The organism is Miniphocaeibacter sp. (assembly GCF_049276255.1).
Taxonomy (GTDB): domain Bacteria; phylum Bacillota; class Clostridia; order Tissierellales; family Peptoniphilaceae; genus Miniphocaeibacter.
The window spans coordinates 1-15938 of the sequence record NZ_JBASWB010000074.1; the positions used below are offsets into that span (position 1 = coordinate 1).

A 15938-nucleotide genomic window follows, 5' to 3' on the forward strand; every position below is an offset into this window, starting at 1 on the left:
GCTGGGAGAGCATCTGCCTTACAAGCAGGGGGTCACAGGTTCGAGCCCTGTACCGCCCACCATATATGGCCTGGTAGTTCAGTTGGTTAGAATGCCAGCCTGTCACGCTGGAGGTCGTCGGTTCGAGCCCGATCCAGGTCGCCATTTGCTGATGTAGCTCAATTGGTAGAGCAACTGACTTGTAATCAGTAGGTTGGGGGTTCAAGTCCTCTCATCAGCTCCATTTTTTATTTGGAGGAGTTCCCGAGTTGGCTAAAGGGGACGGACTGTAAATCCGTTAGCTACGCTTTCAGTGGTTCGAATCCGCTCTCCTCCACCAATTTTTATTAGAAATTTAAAAATAGAATTATATGCGGAAGTGGCTCAGTGGTAGAGCATCGCCTTGCCAAGGCGAGGGTCGCGAGTTCGAATCTCGTCTTCCGCTCCAACAATAAAACACAGAGTATATTTCTGTGTTTTACTTATATGTACCATTAGCTCAGCTGGATAGAGCGTCTGGCTACGGACCAGAAGGTCAGGGGTTCGAATCCTCTATGGTACGCCAACAAAAAACACCTTAAAGCATTGATTTAATCAGCTTTACAAGGTGTTTTTGTTTTTGCCATATTTTCAATAATTCACTTAAATATGAGTAAATATTTCACGGTAGACGACAGGTAGACGACAAATTATTCAATACTTTTTATAGCTTTTTTTAATTCTTCGATTTCTGTATGGGTGTACACATTAGCGGTTAAGGAATAATCTGTATGTCCCATTAATCTAGATATGTATTCTTTATTAGATACATTTCTATTTAGCAAACTGGAAAAAGTATGCCTGCACTGGTGAGGACTTAATTTTTGTATTCCTAATTCTTCTAGTAATTTATAGTAAATATATTTTCTATAATAGTCTACACTCATTTTTCTTATTTGTTTAGGGAATGGAAATATATATTCGCTTTTAGATTTCATTCTTTCTTTAAAAAAGGGCATAATACGTGGATGAATAGGGAGTACTCTGTCTTTCCCTGCATCAGTCTTGATACCGTGTCTAAATATGCCGTTTTCCTCATCTATATGGAACTTAGTGAGTGTTAACATCTCCTACAAGGACAGCTCGATAAAGATACATTGGATATATTAAACGATATAAGGGGCAATGCAGATGTTTATTTAACCAATGTTATCGAGAATACTTTAAGGGAGAGTAAAAGTAATGTTGTAAAGCCACTCAAGGCAGGTATGAGTATTAATAAAGTAGACAAGGCGGGTTAATTTTCGCCTATTATTTTATGTTCAAATGCTTGACACGGATTCAATACGTGTTATAATAGTAATTGTCATTAGTTAGTTTCTTTAGTATTTAGTTTCTTTATTTAGTTTTCTTTTGTCATTGTTGTGTACGTACACAGGAGGAACTAATATTGAGCAACGAAAGCAAAAGAGTTATTAAAATGTTGATGGACGATGGTTGGGAATTAGTTAACGTGGTTGGTAGCCATCATCAATTTAAACATCCCTTTAAAACGGGAAAAGTAACTGTTCCTCATCCTAAAAAGGATTTACCGAAAAGAACAATCAAGAGCATTTTAAAACAAGCTGGTTTAAATTAAATCAGCTTTGAACTCTCTAATTGACAAGGAGGAGAAAGGAATGGAAAACATCAATATAAAAGCCGTATTAACAATAGAAGATGAATTATATTATATTTATTTTCCTGGCATAGACATGAACGAAGTATACGGAGAAAGTCTTGATGATGCTATTGAGGTTGCGCAAGAAAGTTTAGGAATGTATATTGTAGACCTAGAAAATAATGGAGAAGAGTTTGTAACAGAAGATGTGAATGTTAAACTTGAAGAAGGACAAAGTATAATCTATATTAATATATGGATGCCATATCAAAGATCTAGGGTTGAAACAGTTTATAAGAAAAAAACGTTAACTATACCTACTTGGTTAGATATATTAGCAACACAAAAAAAGATTAATTTTTCTAGCGTTTTGGTTGGCGCTTTAAAGAAAGAATTAGGTTTAAATTAACATAACATTGTATAAATTACCTTGATAACTTGAGATAGAAAAAGTTATAGCACTTTGCATTTTTTGCGAGGTGCTTTTTGTTTTAATAATTTATTTAAGCGATAAAAAGTCATTAACTACCAAATCAAGCCATAGTTTAGTACCTCTTTGTTGTTAAAGGCGATTGTACGGCGATTTTGAAGGAAATGGCTATATAGAGATTTATGAGTGAGGATTAGATAAAATCAGGAAAAATAAAGTGTTTTTTATTTTATTTGATCTACTTTTTGTCAGGGAACTCATATATTGACAAATGATATCTTTATGATTATAATTGGGCTATTAGCCAAACGAGTTTGACAAAATAAAATAAACGTGAAATAAAAAAACAAGGGAGAAATATATACATTTTCTCCCTTAAATTATTTAAATAGAAATAGAGGGTTGAATTGTGGATGATTTAAAAAAACTATTAAAACTAATGAACTTTTCGCCTAAAGACGGAAGCTTAGGGATATATTATAAAACTTATAATAAATTTGATTATACAATAGAAGTAGATTTTGAGAACAAAAAAATAAAATACCAAGATGAATCAAAAATAGAAGATGAACAAATAAAACTAGGAGATAAAACGACTAGTAATTTTTCTAATTCTGAAAATTTTGTAGTATTGGAATGTATTAATAGATTGATAGAAAAGGGATATAATCCAAAAGATATATATTTGGAATATGTATGGCCTTTAGGAAGAAAATTAAAAGGGAAGTTAGACATTCTTGTTTTTAAAGAATCTAAAGCGTATTTAATGATAGAGTGTAAGACTTGGGGAAAAGAATATAGTAAAGAAAAACAAAATACTATAAAAAACGGCGGACAAATATTAAGTTATTATGCACAAGATAGAAATACAGAGTTTTTATGTATATATACGTCGAAGGTCGAATCTAATAATATACAATATGAAAATTCTATTATTAAAATTAATGATAATTGGAAAAATTTAGCTAATATGGAAGAGATACATACACATTGGAATAAAAACTTTTTTGACAGTGGAATTTTTGAAGAAGATAGTACTGTGTATAATATTAAAACTAAAAGTTTAACCTTGAAAAAATTGAAGGATTTAACAGCGCAAGATAGTGGAATTATTTTTAATCAATTTGCAGAAATCTTAAGGCATAATATAGTATCTGACAAACCGAATGCATTTAATAAAATATTAAATATGTTTATTTGTAAAATAATAGATGAAGATAGAGATGAAAATGAAGAATTACAATTTCAAATATTAGAAGAAGATGACGATAAGTCCTTACAGATGAGACTGAATAATCTATATAAAGAAGGAATGGATAAATTTTTAAACATAAAAGTTTCTGACTATGATGATGTGGAAATAAACAGGCTATTAAGTGAAAATAATCAGAATAGTGATTTGTTGAGAAAAATATACGAGGATCTAAGGCTAAAAAAGAATCCTGCATTTGCATTTAAAGAGGTATATGATGATCAATCATTTAATGAAAATGCTATAGTAGTTAGAGAAGTTGTAGAATTATTGCAAAATTATAAGTTTAAATATAATCATAAACAACAATTCCTTGGCAATTTTTTTGAACTGTTATTAAATACTAGTATAAAACAAGAATCTGGTCAATTTTTCACTCCTGTGCCTGTAGCTAAATTTATAATAAAAAGCTTACCTATTAAGGAATTAATTGAAAATAAAATAAAAAATAATGATATAGATTTTCTTCCATATGTGATTGATTATGCAGCAGGGAGTGGGCACTTTCTAACTGAGTACATGGATGAAGTTCAAAGAATTCTTACGGAAATAAATAATAACATATCTAGTTACAAAGTTGGTTCCACAATAAAGAAAAAGATAAGTAGTTTTATTGAAGATCCATTTTCTTGGGCAAAGCAAAATGTTTATGGTATAGATGCAGATTATAGACTAGTAAAAACAGCCAAGGTAGCTTCTTTTTTAAATGGTGATGGTGAAGCGAATATAATAAGAGCTAATGGACTTGACAACTTCTATAAGTCAAAAGATTACATAGGTAAACTTCATTCAGAAAAGATTATTAAAGATAACGAAGAATTTGATATTTTAATTGCTAATCCTCCCTATTCGGTTAATGCTTTTAAATCAACTATAAAAGATGGATCAGATAGTTTTGAGTTGTTTGATGAAATAACCGATAATAGTTCTGAAATTGAGTGTCTATTCATAGAAAGGATGAAGCAATTATTAAAAGTAGGGGGATATGCAGGAATAATTTTACCCAGTACTATCTTATCTAAAAATGGAATCTACGAAAAAACTAGAAAGATTATATTTGATAATTTTGATATTTTAGGTATTGTTGAATTAGGGAAAAATACATTTATGGCTACTGACATAAGTACTGTAATTTTATTTTTAAGAAAAAAAGAAAGCTTTATAAATAACAACATTAAAGAAAATGTAAAAAAGTTCTTTACTACGCATAAGGACATTACTATTAACGGGATTGAAAATCCTATTAATAAATATGTAAATGAAGTTTGGGAAATATCAATAGATGACTATATCCATATGCTAGATGGCATAACAGAAGAGTCGGTTAAAAATAATAAAATATATCAAAGCTATGAAAAAAATTATAAAGATAATTTGATAAAAAATATTTTAAAAATGGAATCAGAAAAAATTTATCATTATATTTTGACGTATGTACAAAAAATCGTAATTGTGAAAACGGGAATAAAAGATAAAGAAAAAGAATTTTTGGGATATGAATTTTCTAGCAAGAGGGGCATGGAGGGAATTCATTCGATAAAAAGAGGATTAGCCATAGATGAAAGTACCAAATTGTATGATGTTGAGAATATAATAAATGAGAATAAAGCTAATACTTATATTTATTCAAATTTTCTTGATAAGAATATTAAAATAGCTGAGCAAATGTCTGGAAATATTTCATATGAATACCTAAGCAATCTTTTAACATTTAGTTCTCCTATATTCACAAACGATATTAATATTAAAAAAAAGCAAAAAATAAAAAGTAATTGGCCGATTTTCAAAATAGGAGATTTTGTTTCAACATTATATGGGTATACTGCTAAAGCGGAAAATACTGGAGATTATAGGTATTTAAGGATTACGGATATAAATGAAGATGGATCAATAAAATTAGATAATGACAGTAAATATGTAAATGTATCCAAAGAAGATAAAGAAAAGTATCTTTTGGAGAACGATGATATTTTGATAGCGCGTAGTGGTTCAGTAGGTAAATCAACTATTTATAAAGATAAAAAGTATGAAAATATGATATTTGCTTCATATTTAATAAGACTGAGGATAACAGACCATAGATTATTACCTGATTATTTGTTCTATTTGACAAAAAGTAAATTGTACTGGGACCAAGTGCATGAAAAGTCGATAGCTGTTACACAATCAAACTTAAATGCAGAAAAAATAAAAGATATTTCAATACCGGTTCCTACTTTGACATTTCAAGAGGAAATTATAAAAAAATTAAAAGAAATAGATGATATTAAGACAAATCTAAGAATAAAATGTGAAAATTTGGATAAAGAAATTGAATCGGAAATTATAGCCATTTATAAAAATACCAAGGAGAGAGAAATATTAGCGAATTTATGCATTATAAAAAACGGTGGCACCCCGAGCACTAAACGTTCTGATTATTGGGATGGTGACATTAATTGGGCAACATTAGTTGATACTAAAGATAAATATTTATACTCCACAAAGAGGAAAATAACAAAAGAAGGTGTTAAAAATAGTAATGCCAAAATTTTACCAATAAATACTGTTTTACTATCTAGTAGAGCTACCATCGGTGATATATCAATAGCAAAGGTTGAGACCGCTACAAACCAAGGTTATAAAAACTTCATTTGCAATCCAAATGTTTTAAATTATGAATACTTATATTATATTTTAAAACATGAGTCAGAAAATATAAAAGAATTAGCTTCGGGTATGACATATCCAGAAATATCTAAAGCTAAAATTTCACAACTCAGTATTCCGATACCAAATATAGAAAAACAAAATGAATTTGTTAGTAAAGTTTTAAAAATTGAAAAAGAAAAGGAAAATTTCAACAATGAAATAAGGATAATAGGAGAAAAAGCTAGTACAATGATTAATGAATATATAGGATAAGATTTCTTAGATATTCATAAAATGTAAATAAAAAATTCTTAAAGGAAGACTAACCACCTTCCTTTTTTCATGCAACAAAATAGGAGGATTTATTTATCGTATTATTTTAGTGTTTGATATTTATCATTATTATGTACTTATTAAGATGTTTAATTATTATATATTGTCTACAAAGGTTTTCTAGAACACCGTAGGATTATCTATTTGATTGGCAATAATACTTTACATAGAAAATGCTAAATTGGAAAAGTTTGAATGTTATTAAAAAGGGTAATATAATATAAAATTATATTTTTGTATAAATTTATAGGAAGAGGTTCCAACCGATAAAAAACGTTATCTATAGTTAATTTATTACTGTTGATATTAGAAAATCATTTAAGAAAATGTAGTTTCACATTTAGGGAGTGAATAGGAGGTTATATTATGAAGAAATTTATAAGTGTATTATTTATTATAATGGTAATGTTAGTTAGTGTAGATAATATTTCACATGCAGAAGAGATAAATATGGAAGGCTTAGAAGCAGAAATTATAGAGAAAGAAAATAGATTAGAACTAAGTATTTCCTCTAACTTAACTTCAAGCATGGAAGAAATAGAAAGTATAGTTGAAGAAAATGTATACATATCTTTAGATAGGGAATTTATTTTAGAAAAATCATTCAAGTTATATAACTTTGATGAAACAGAGCTGGGGATTTTAACAATATTGAAGAGTAAAGATGGAAATATAAAAAATAGTGGATACACTATACATTCAATAAATGATGAAAACATAATGGAACTAACTAGCTCAATAGGAGAAGACTCCTATAAGTTATCGAACTTGCTGTATTCTTATTATTTAGAAGATGAAAAAATATATTATGAATTTATGGATTTGTTCTATCTTAAACAGGATAGGGAAATTGTAAGAATAAATGTAATAGATGATACAATTCAAGAATTTGTTAATCCAGAAAATATCTTTGAGGAAGATATTGGACATAAAGATTATGAAACGCTTAGAAAAATTACAAATGAAGAAGGGGATGAACTATCCAAGCCATTTGTAGTTGAAGATGATGAGATTTCTAAGTACAACATAGATAAAAAAGAGAATGAGGAAATATCGAAACCGACATTAAATTCGACAAGTACTATTGCATCGTTAAAAAAATGGACCAAAGGTTCATTTTTACCAGTGTATGATTTAAATAATAATGGTCCTTTGTATGGTGGAGATCAAGCTTGGTTAGCTTATAAAAATGTTATTGGAAATAAGGCAATCTCTATATCGATGGCTAATAAATCGTGTGGAGTAACTGCGGCAGCAAACGTTGCGGCATACTTAGATAGCACTGGTATTTCAAAATACAGCGCTTTGTATCAATATGCTGCATATGATATAAAAAGATATACTTCTCATATGAGAGAAGTATATGATTATATGAGTCCATCTGTTTTTGGAATACCAAGTGCTAAAAATTACTGGGAAAGGTTAGAGGCATTTGGAAAGTCTAGGGGTGTAAATCTACGATCATATTATATAACGCAAGGTAATTCACTTACTGATAAAGTAAATTTTATAAAGAATGGGCTAAATAGCAATACACCAGTATCAATGCTAACATTAGGTGCAATTGGTGGTTTTGAAAGCGATCAAGGGGATAATTTTAATAACCATTGGGTTACAATAACCAGATTGTACAAATCAGGTAGTTATTACGGAGCTAATGTTTCAAGTTGGGCTGAAATGAAAACGGTGAATTTAAATTATTGGCATTTTAGAATATCAGCGACTGCGACTTTAACATATACAAATTAACTTATTTAATATATTAATGGAGGTATATATGTTTGAAATAATATTTTATTATTTAAACAAATTAGATTTTTGGGTGATTATAGCACTAACTATATTTTTTATTATTACTTTATTATTGAGTTTTTTTATAAATGATTCGGGAAAAAGGTCTATATTGAATAGCATAATGCTAATATTTGAAATAGGCCCTCTAACGATAATAACAAGTCTAAATATGATAAATGATAGATTTAACACAGTACCATTTATAAAAAAACTAATAATATTATTAGTTATAGTATTCCTATTTGTTATATATTTATATGGTGTCTTTTTTGTTTTTCAAAAATACAAGGAAATTAAAAATGCTTTTGAAAAAATAGTAGTATTAATTCTATTGTTATTATCAACACCTACGCTTTTATTATTAATGCTAAATATATTGATTTCGATAGGGAATATTATGAACTAAATTATAGAATTATAGACGAATATGTATAAATGTACAGCCTATTAATCAAATTAATAAATATGAAAATAGATACTCTAAGTCTATTTTCATATTTATTTTGTTGTTGTTAGACAAGAATTAAGTCAGTTATATAATTTTCTCTATGATCAAATACTCTTAAGACATCATCATAGAATAGCAGGGCATCACTTTGTAATAATTCACAAACTAAATTTAAGTCATTTCTATCTATTATTATAAAGCGGTTATTAATATCTTTTAAAAGTAATTCTTCCACATTTTCCTCCTACAAGTTAAATATCAATACATTACCTTCTATTATAACATTAACATCACTTTTATACCCATACGGGTTGTCCCTGCCATGAGTATATAAAAACCCATCTAAATCTAATAGATTTAGATGGGTTTTTACTGTATAATTCAGCTTGAATAATATTTTTTGCAATGAAGGAGAGACAAAAAACTTTAGATAAAAGCAAGATGATAATCTTAGTCTTATAAACTAGTTAGGTTATTTGACCAAAATTGAGACTGCAGGGGGATAATCTGTAAGAATAAATAAAAGAGAATACAAAGATCATGTATTATTTAACACCCAGTTTAGAAGACAGGTAGTTTATGGCAAACTAGTAAAAGGCATGGGAACAATATTTAGAGATTTGTATAAAAAAAGAGTAGAATTAATTTAAGCTTAACTATGTATAGACCTTATGCATATGTCAAGTAAAATCGAACCTGAATATAGAATTTCATAAATCGTGGGATGATTAAAAGGTAAGTGTAGTTGAATTATATTTTCTTGCCATACAAATTTAAAATACAAATATGGAAATAGACATTTTTGTGTAGAGGATACTACGTAGATACTGTAGGAAAGAACGAGAAAAAGATAGCCAAATATATACGTAATCAAATTCAAGAAGATAAATTAACAGATCAAATTAGTTTAAAGGAGTATATGGACCCGTTTACGGGTGAGTCAGTAAATAAAAGCAAAAAATAAATGCTTTAGCATTAGCTGAAAAAGAGAGCAAGAGTCGGATAATTCAAGCACTTACAAGTGCAGCTGGTAAAAGCTCCTTATAGGAGCAGAACATACTGCCGGCTTAGCCGGCAGTTATGATTTCCAGACATTAAATCTTGTTTATGGCTAAATCAAGCCATAGTTTAGTACCTCTTTCTGTTTATAGGCGATTATATGGCGATTTTGGAGGTAATGGCTTAAAATAGACTATAATTGGGGGGGTACAAAATTAGAAACTAAAAACAATAAGAAATTACATTTAGTGTATAAAAATACTATATTTTCTATTATAATTCGTATATGTTGTAGAAAATCACTTTAAGTAGCTTTAAAGATATTTTAAAATACTCAAAGATAGTTTAAGATTTTACAAAAAAGGGAATAATATATAAATAAATCGTAACAAACTACAAAGTGAGATAAATGTCTATTTGTTCGGTTTATGGTACAAAATTAGTGTAAATATACGTAAAACTATCACTGTAGGTGTTGCTTTTACGGAAAAAAGTTTATATAATGTATACACAAGATGTGCAATAAGTCTGTGTAATTTATTATGTGGAATTGTTTTCCTCTTGTAGTTTTAGTGATGACGCTAATTACAGGCTGGACGAAGGGGGTAAAATTATGGCTACTAAAAGTATATTAAAAACAGTTGTAATAAAAAAGGAAAAAGATGCAAGTAGATTTATAAATGCTTTAGAAAATGCAGCAGGAAAAAAAGAAAAAGAAGTAGTTATAAAACAAAATGTGATGAATGTTAGAAAAAATGAGATAAAAAAGGTTTTAGGTATTGAATAGTGCCTATTTTTCAGATTGGATTAAGAGACTTAATTGAAGAAGCAGGAGAGGATTATACGAAAGATATCCTCTCTTCTTATTATTGTCCACATAATAAGGATGTCGAAATGTTTTTACATGAAAAGGCTATCGAATTTGCTAAGAGACGATTTTCTTCAACGTACTTGGTATTTATATCTTATAAAAAAGAAAAAGTATTAGCAGGCTATTATACTATAGCAACTAAACCAATAGATGTGCTAAAGAAAAAAATCTCTAACACATTGGCAAAGAAGATAAGATATCATGCAACTTATAATGATGTTTCTAAATCTTATACAGCATCGTTTGGATTAATTGCACAACTTGGAAAAAACTATGATAAAGGTTATGACAAGTTGATAACCGGAGATGAATTATTAAAATTAGCATGCGATAAAGTTAGAGAAATTCAAATAGCTAGTAGTGGTAAGTTCGTTTATTTAGAATGTGAGGATAAAGAAAAATTAATCCAATTTTATGAAGACAATGGATTTGTTGTATTTGGTGAAAGAAAATTAGATTCTGAAGAATTAAATTATTTTGAAGAAAAGTATTTAATGCAGCTTTTAAAAGAACTGAAATAAATATTTTTACATTAAAAAACTTACTACGTTATTCGATTAAAATCATTCTAAGGAAGACTAACCACCTTCCTTTTCATGCAATAAAATAGGAGGATTTATTTATCCTCCTGTATCACCTTTATCCTTTCGTCAATTAAACCTTTCAATTCTTCAATGTCTTCAAGAGTTGCATAAGTTTTTATAAATAATCTTGCTGTTCTTCTATAGCTTCCTATCTTCGCTTTTTCTTTATTCCTCTTTTCCCAATTTCTAGTAGCTTTTAATTGAGCATCAGAAGTTTTTTTATCCATAAGCTCCTCCTATTTTTTAATTGACTTAATTAATGCAAGTATAGCAATCACTAATGCTATTAAACTAACTATGAGTGTTATAACTTGTATAGTTTGCATATGATTTTTGAATGAGTTATAATTTAATTAATAGAATACCCCTTTAAGGGGAAGGGAGCTAATCTCCCTTTTTATTATTTGTAGTAGCTGTCTTGTACAAGATTATTGCGGTGGCTAGCCCCAGTATTGATTGTATTAGGTCGGCTACTATTTTTATATACCCATTCATCTTTTCAACTCCTTTCTTCTTTGAGCTTAAACACACTATACCGCATACGGTATATAAAGTCAAGTATTAGTTAAATCTTTTTACACAAAAAAGACGTAGAATAAAATCCACGCTTATATATAATTGATGGAAAGTTTTGATATAGCTTTAATATATATCATTAAAAACGAGTACGTAGACGACAAGTAGGCGACAAAACAACGTTGTAATCCAGTTAAATACATATAAACAACTTGCCTACGGACCAGAAGGTCAGGGGTTCGAATCCTCTATGGTACGCCAGTAAAAACACCTTATAGTATTGACTTAATCAATTCTGTAAGGTGTTTTTATTTTTATAATACTTATAATATTTGAATAAAATTATTATAGGGCTAATAATGGATAATAAATTCATTTAATACTGTTTGTAGCCTGTATAAACTCTTTTATTTACTTAGAAAACTATTAATTACTAAGTTAGTGTTTTTATAAATTATTTTTTATCTTCTTTATTATTTTTTGAATTTAATTTACTATCAGCAATTTTAAGACTTGTTTTACGAACCCTTTCCCAATGTTTGTACATCATGTCCTTAGTTTTCTCTATATTATTTTTTTCCAATAAATCTAGAATCTTTCTATGTTCATCAATGGAAAATCTCCTCATATCCTCATCATCAAAATATAGATATTTTAATCTAGTAACGTGTAGTTGCAACATGTTTATTATATCTATTAAGTAAGAGTTATTAGATAATTCTACTAAATAATCATGAAAATCATTGTCTAATTTTACTACTTCTTGTAAGGATTCTTTTTTAGAAGCTATATTAAAATTATCTAATAGGATATTTAAATATTCTATATCTTCTTCTCTTATATTAGGAAAGGCTGATTCTATAGCAAATACCTGTAAATTAGTAAGTACTAAATAACAATCATCCATATCCTTTAAATTAATAGCTTCAACAATTGTAGATTGTCCTGGAATTATTTTAACTAGCTTAACTTCCTTTAAAAGTTGTATGGCCTCTCTAATAGGAGTTCTACTTACTCCAAAATATTCTGTTAATTCTGTTTCATTAAGTTTTTCTCCAGGCTTGAGAGTTCCTTTTATAATTAAATCCAAAAGTTCATTATATACTATTTCTTTTGTACTTTTTTTATGTACTTTATTTTCTTGCTTAGGTAATGGCATGATATTTCCTCTTTTCTATATAAAATGATAAATTATTATTAATCTTAGTATATTTTCTATATTTTATCATACATTTAGGTAGGAGCGTTATATTAGAAATAAAATAGTTGATAAATTGACGTTCATATTCTAATAATATATACTATAACCAAAGATATATGCAATATATTACATATTACAAAGGAGGATATTATTTTGAATTGGTCTAAAAAAAACATAGATTTAACTAAGGATTTAATTTCTAAGCAATCGTATTCAGGAAGGGAAAAAGATGCTGTTGAAGTTTTAAAACAGTTTTATAAAGATTGTGGATTTGATGAAATAATAGTAGATAAGTATGGTTCTTGTATTGGTGGAATCCATGGAAAGAGAAGTGATGGAAATAACCTTATTACTTTATTTGATGGACATATTGATACTGTTGAAGTAGACGAAAAAAAATGGACCTATCCTCCCTTTGGAGCAGTAGAGGATAATGGTAAAATTTATGGCCGAGGTGCTTCTGACATGAAGGGGGCTTTAAGTTCAATGGCTGTAGCAGTAGCAAAGTTTGCGGAAGAAAGTAAGAAAGATTTTTCAGGGAAAATTTATGTTTCCGGATCCGTATTTGAAGAAATATTTGAAGGTGTAGCTCCAAGATCTGTTAGCGATATAACTAATCCGGATTTTGTAATAATCGGGGAAGCTTCCGAATTAAATCTTAAAATAGGCCAAAGGGGTAGAGCTGAAATAGTAGTAGAAACATATGGTACTTCTGCCCATTCTGCCAATCCAGAAAAAGGTATAAATGCTGTTTTATTAATGTCTGAACTTATACAAAGAATAGAAAATATTAAACCACCTTACCAAGAAAAATTAGGGGAAGGAATATTGGTTCTTACAGATATTATTTCTAAACCATATCCTGGTTCATCGGTTATTCCAGATTATTGTAGAGCAACTTATGATAGAAGATTATTAGTAGGGGAAACTGTCGATTCTGTACTAGACCCAATAAGAGAGGTCATTAATAAGTTTAAGGAAGAAAAAGGTGTTGAAGTAAAGGTTTCTATAGCTGAGGAAGAAAAGATTTGTTATACAGGAGAGAAAATAGCTAGTAGTCGATTTTTCCCAGGTTGGATATATGATAAGGATGAACCGTTAATAAGAAAGGCTTATAATGGTTTATTAAATAGTGGACTAGATCCAGAGATTACAAATTATTCTTTTTGTACTAATGGTAGTCATTATGCTGGAGAAAAGGGAATAATGACAATTGGTTTTGGTCCTTCTCATGAAAATATTGCACATACAGATGATGAATATATAGAAGTGGAGCAACTGGATAAAGCTCTTAATGGATATTTTAATATTTTAAATGAAATATATAAATAGAAGAGGATTAAATATGAATGAATTATTATTAATTAACGGACAAATTGTAACGGTAAATCCAAATAGAGATATTATAGAAAAAGGATTTATTTATATTGTTAATAATAAGATAGTAGATATTGGAGATATGAATTCTTTAGAAGGGGAAAAGTATAAGGAAGTAAGTACTAGAGATTTAAATGGGAAAGTTGTATTTCCTGGTTTTATAAATACCCATAATCATTTATTCCAAGTATTATTAAAAGGACTTGGAGATGACATGAGATTAGATAAGTGGTTATCTACAATGACTTTTCCAGCTTCAACAATATTAACAGAAGAAGATGTTTATTATGCTGCTATGGGAGGGGTTGTTGAAGGAATAAAAAGTGGTATGACCACTAATTTAGACTACATGTATGCACATAATAGGGCAAATTTATCCGATGGAATAATTAAAGCTTTTATAGATGTTGGACAAAGAGGAATATTAGCTAGATGTGTACAAAATACTGGTGAAGAATATGGAGTACAAAAAGCCACTATGCAAGACTTACATACAGTAGAAGAGGATATACGTAGGCTTTTTGAAAACTATCATAATTCTAATAATGGGAAAATAAAAATTTGGACGGGACCAGCTGCAATGTGGGAATGTACTTTAGAAATGCATAAACTTCTTTATGATTTAGCAAATGAATATAATTCATGGTATACATCTCATATTTCAGAAACACCATTTGATAGACAAGCTACAACTGAACTTTATGGCTGTAATGATTTTGAACTATTGGAAAAATTAAATATTACAGGTAGCAATGTTTTAATGGTCCATACAGTTTATTTAACGGAAGAGGAAATAGCAAGGGCAGCTAAATATAAGATGAAAATTTCTCATAATGTACTTAGTAATATGTATTTATCCTCAGGAGTTGCTCCAATTCCGGAAATGCTTAAGTCAGGATTAACTGTTGGCCTAGGAGTAGATGGAGCTGCAAGTAATAATGCACAGGATATGATTGAATTAATGAAAACTACAGCCTTATTACATAAGGTTGATAAACTAGACCCTATAGCAATGACGGCAGAAAAAGTACTTGAAATGGCAACGATTGATGGTGCTAGGGCAATAGGAATGGAAAAAGAAATTGGTTCTATAGAGAAAGGGAAATTAGCAGATTTAGTTATATTTAATCCATATTTAAATCCAAAGGCCATACCTTTACATAATCCAGTTTCAACTTTAGTATATTCTTCATCATGTCAAAATATTGAAACAGTTATTATTGACGGTAGGATTATATTGGATAATGGAAAAATAACATCTATAAATGATGAGAAAAAACTATATGAAGATATTAATAATATTGCAGAGGATTTATGTTTAAGAGCTAATATTACAAATAGAGGTTCTGGGCATAAGTGGAATCATTATTTAGACAATAATTAAGATTATTGTTTATAAATTTTCTAGGGTTTATTAAGAAAAGTAGAGGTTAGCAATGGAATTATTAGTAAATAATAAAAAATATAATATAGATATTTCACCAGGTGAAAAACTTTTAGATACATTACGAAGACTTGGCTTTAATTCTGTAAGACGTGGATGTAATACAGCATCATGTTGTGTTTGTACAGTTATTGTAGATAGAAAACCTGTTTTATCCTGTTCTTATTTAACTAATAGAGCATCTGGCAAAGAAATTTTTACAGTTGAGGGCTTTGGTGACAAAGCAAGGAAAATTGCAAGCTTATTAGCAGAAGAGGGAGCAGACCAATGCGGCTATTGTGGTCCGGCTCTTATTAATACAATAATAGGTTTAGAGTTTGAAAATGATAAGCCTACAATAGATGAAATAAATGATTCTTTAAAGGCTAATTTATGTAGATGTACAGGATATCAAGGACAATTAAGAGCTATAGAAAAGTATTTTAATATATAATGAGAGG

General features: G+C 29.0%; 15 protein-coding genes, 5 tRNA genes and 1 pseudogene. 17 read left to right on the top strand and 4 right to left on the bottom strand.

What is annotated here, in order from left to right:
• Positions 1 to 67: 67 nt before the first annotated feature.
• The 5 genes from WAO56_RS10215 to WAO56_RS10235 all read left to right on the top strand — a co-directional run bounded on the left by WAO56_RS10215 (position 68) and on the right by WAO56_RS10235 (position 544).
• A tRNA-Asp gene (locus WAO56_RS10215) sits at positions 68 to 144 on the top strand.
• 3 nt (positions 145 to 147) lie between these two features.
• Positions 148 to 223, top strand: a tRNA-Thr gene (locus WAO56_RS10220).
• Between the two features lie 10 nt (positions 224 to 233).
• Positions 234 to 319 (top strand) — tRNA-Tyr (locus WAO56_RS10225).
• A 33-nt stretch (positions 320 to 352) separates the two neighbouring features.
• A tRNA-Gly gene (locus tag WAO56_RS10230) sits at positions 353 to 427 on the top strand.
• 40 nt (positions 428 to 467) lie between these two features.
• Positions 468 to 544, top strand: a tRNA-Arg gene (locus WAO56_RS10235).
• Positions 545 to 668: 124 nt separating this feature from the next.
• Here WAO56_RS10235 and WAO56_RS10240 read toward each other — a convergent pair.
• Positions 669 to 1085: a tyrosine-type recombinase/integrase gene (locus tag WAO56_RS10240; RefSeq protein ID WP_422143510.1), complete on the bottom strand. Its 417-nt coding sequence runs from the start codon at positions 1083 to 1085 to the stop codon at positions 669 to 671.
• Between the two features lie 30 nt (positions 1086 to 1115).
• Between WAO56_RS10240 and WAO56_RS10245 the strand changes: the two genes are divergently transcribed.
• The 6 genes from WAO56_RS10245 to WAO56_RS10270 all read left to right on the top strand — a co-directional run bounded on the left by WAO56_RS10245 (position 1116) and on the right by WAO56_RS10270 (position 8464).
• The gene (locus WAO56_RS10245; RefSeq protein ID WP_422146355.1) at positions 1116 to 1259 is read left to right on the top strand and encodes a hypothetical protein; all 144 of its coding nucleotides are present in this window, start codon (positions 1116 to 1118) and stop codon (positions 1257 to 1259) included.
• A gap of 149 nt (positions 1260 to 1408) precedes the next feature.
• The gene (locus tag WAO56_RS10250; RefSeq protein WP_422143511.1) at positions 1409 to 1597 is read left to right on the top strand and encodes a type II toxin-antitoxin system HicA family toxin; all 189 of its coding nucleotides are present in this window, start codon (positions 1409 to 1411) and stop codon (positions 1595 to 1597) included.
• Positions 1598 to 1637: 40 nt separating this feature from the next.
• On the top strand, positions 1638 to 2027 hold the full coding sequence (locus WAO56_RS10255; RefSeq protein ID WP_422143512.1) for a type II toxin-antitoxin system HicB family antitoxin: 390 nt from the start codon (positions 1638 to 1640) through the stop codon (positions 2025 to 2027).
• Positions 2028 to 2457: 430 nt separating this feature from the next.
• Entirely contained in the window at positions 2458 to 6204 is a 3747-nt protein-coding gene (locus tag WAO56_RS10260; protein WP_422143513.1) for a restriction endonuclease subunit S, read from the top strand.
• A 426-nt stretch (positions 6205 to 6630) separates the two neighbouring features.
• On the top strand, positions 6631 to 8013 hold the full coding sequence (locus tag WAO56_RS10265) for a hypothetical protein (protein ID WP_422143514.1): 1383 nt from the start codon (positions 6631 to 6633) through the stop codon (positions 8011 to 8013).
• A gap of 214 nt (positions 8014 to 8227) precedes the next feature.
• Positions 8228 to 8464 (top strand): hypothetical protein, encoded by a 237-nt coding sequence (locus WAO56_RS10270; RefSeq protein WP_422146356.1) that lies wholly within the window; start codon positions 8228 to 8230, stop codon positions 8462 to 8464.
• A gap of 106 nt (positions 8465 to 8570) precedes the next feature.
• On the opposite strand, the gene WAO56_RS10275 is transcribed toward WAO56_RS10270, so the two are convergent.
• Positions 8571 to 8741: a hypothetical protein gene (locus tag WAO56_RS10275; protein ID WP_422143515.1), complete on the bottom strand. Its 171-nt coding sequence runs from the start codon at positions 8739 to 8741 to the stop codon at positions 8571 to 8573.
• A gap of 280 nt (positions 8742 to 9021) precedes the next feature.
• Between WAO56_RS10275 and tnpA the strand changes: the two are divergent.
• From tnpA to WAO56_RS10290, 3 genes and pseudogenes are all read left to right on the top strand, one after another.
• Positions 9022 to 9470, top strand: a pseudogene (tnpA, locus tag WAO56_RS10280) (IS200/IS605 family transposase).
• A 648-nt stretch (positions 9471 to 10118) separates the two neighbouring features.
• Positions 10119 to 10292 (top strand): hypothetical protein, encoded by a 174-nt coding sequence (locus WAO56_RS10285; RefSeq protein ID WP_422143516.1) that lies wholly within the window; start codon positions 10119 to 10121, stop codon positions 10290 to 10292.
• Positions 10293 to 10456: 164 nt separating this feature from the next.
• Entirely contained in the window at positions 10457 to 10897 is a 441-nt protein-coding gene (locus WAO56_RS10290) for a hypothetical protein (protein WP_422146357.1), read from the top strand.
• Between the two features lie 95 nt (positions 10898 to 10992).
• Here the strand turns inward: WAO56_RS10290 and WAO56_RS10295 are convergent, their stop codons facing one another.
• Positions 10993 to 11187 carry a hypothetical protein gene (locus tag WAO56_RS10295; protein ID WP_422143518.1) on the bottom strand — a complete coding sequence of 65 codons (195 nt, stop codon included), beginning with the start codon at positions 11185 to 11187 and terminating at the stop codon, positions 10993 to 10995.
• A gap of 743 nt (positions 11188 to 11930) precedes the next feature.
• Entirely contained in the window at positions 11931 to 12635 is a 705-nt protein-coding gene (locus WAO56_RS10300) for a GntR family transcriptional regulator (protein ID WP_422143519.1), read from the bottom strand.
• Between the two features lie 195 nt (positions 12636 to 12830).
• Between WAO56_RS10300 and WAO56_RS10305 the strand changes: the two genes are divergently transcribed.
• From WAO56_RS10305 to WAO56_RS10315, 3 genes are read left to right on the top strand one after another with little or no spacing between them, the layout of a single operon-like run.
• Positions 12831 to 14009 carry a YgeY family selenium metabolism-linked hydrolase gene (locus WAO56_RS10305; protein ID WP_422143520.1) on the top strand — a complete coding sequence of 393 codons (1179 nt, stop codon included), beginning with the start codon at positions 12831 to 12833 and terminating at the stop codon, positions 14007 to 14009.
• Positions 14010 to 14022: 13 nt separating this feature from the next.
• Positions 14023 to 15438, top strand: coding sequence for an amidohydrolase family protein (locus tag WAO56_RS10310; protein WP_422143521.1), 1416 nt, complete (start codon positions 14023 to 14025; stop codon positions 15436 to 15438).
• 52 nt (positions 15439 to 15490) lie between these two features.
• Entirely contained in the window at positions 15491 to 15931 is a 441-nt protein-coding gene (locus tag WAO56_RS10315) for a (2Fe-2S)-binding protein (RefSeq protein ID WP_422143522.1), read from the top strand.
• Positions 15932 to 15938 lie beyond the last annotated feature (7 nt).

Excerpts from the sequence above, each read along its gene's own strand:
- WAO56_RS10295 (WP_422143518.1), bottom strand. The coding sequence starts at position 11,187 with ATGGATAAAAAAACTTCTGATGCTCAATTAAAAGCTACTAGAAATTGG.
- WAO56_RS10255 (WP_422143512.1), top strand. The coding sequence starts at position 1,638 with ATGGAAAACATCAATATAAAAGCCGTATTAACAATAGAAGATGAATTA.
- WAO56_RS10315 (WP_422143522.1), top strand. The coding sequence starts at position 15,491 with ATGGAATTATTAGTAAATAATAAAAAATATAATATAGATATTTCACCA.
- WAO56_RS10285 (WP_422143516.1), top strand. The coding sequence starts at position 10,119 with ATGGCTACTAAAAGTATATTAAAAACAGTTGTAATAAAAAAGGAAAAA.
- WAO56_RS10270 (WP_422146356.1), top strand. The coding sequence starts at position 8,228 with ATGATAAATGATAGATTTAACACAGTACCATTTATAAAAAAACTAATA.
- WAO56_RS10240 (WP_422143510.1), bottom strand. The coding sequence starts at position 1,085 with ATGTTAACACTCACTAAGTTCCATATAGATGAGGAAAACGGCATATTT.
- WAO56_RS10310 (WP_422143521.1), top strand. The coding sequence starts at position 14,023 with ATGAATGAATTATTATTAATTAACGGACAAATTGTAACGGTAAATCCA.
- WAO56_RS10300 (WP_422143519.1), bottom strand. The coding sequence starts at position 12,635 with ATGCCATTACCTAAGCAAGAAAATAAAGTACATAAAAAAAGTACAAAA.
- WAO56_RS10265 (WP_422143514.1), top strand. The coding sequence starts at position 6,631 with ATGAAGAAATTTATAAGTGTATTATTTATTATAATGGTAATGTTAGTT.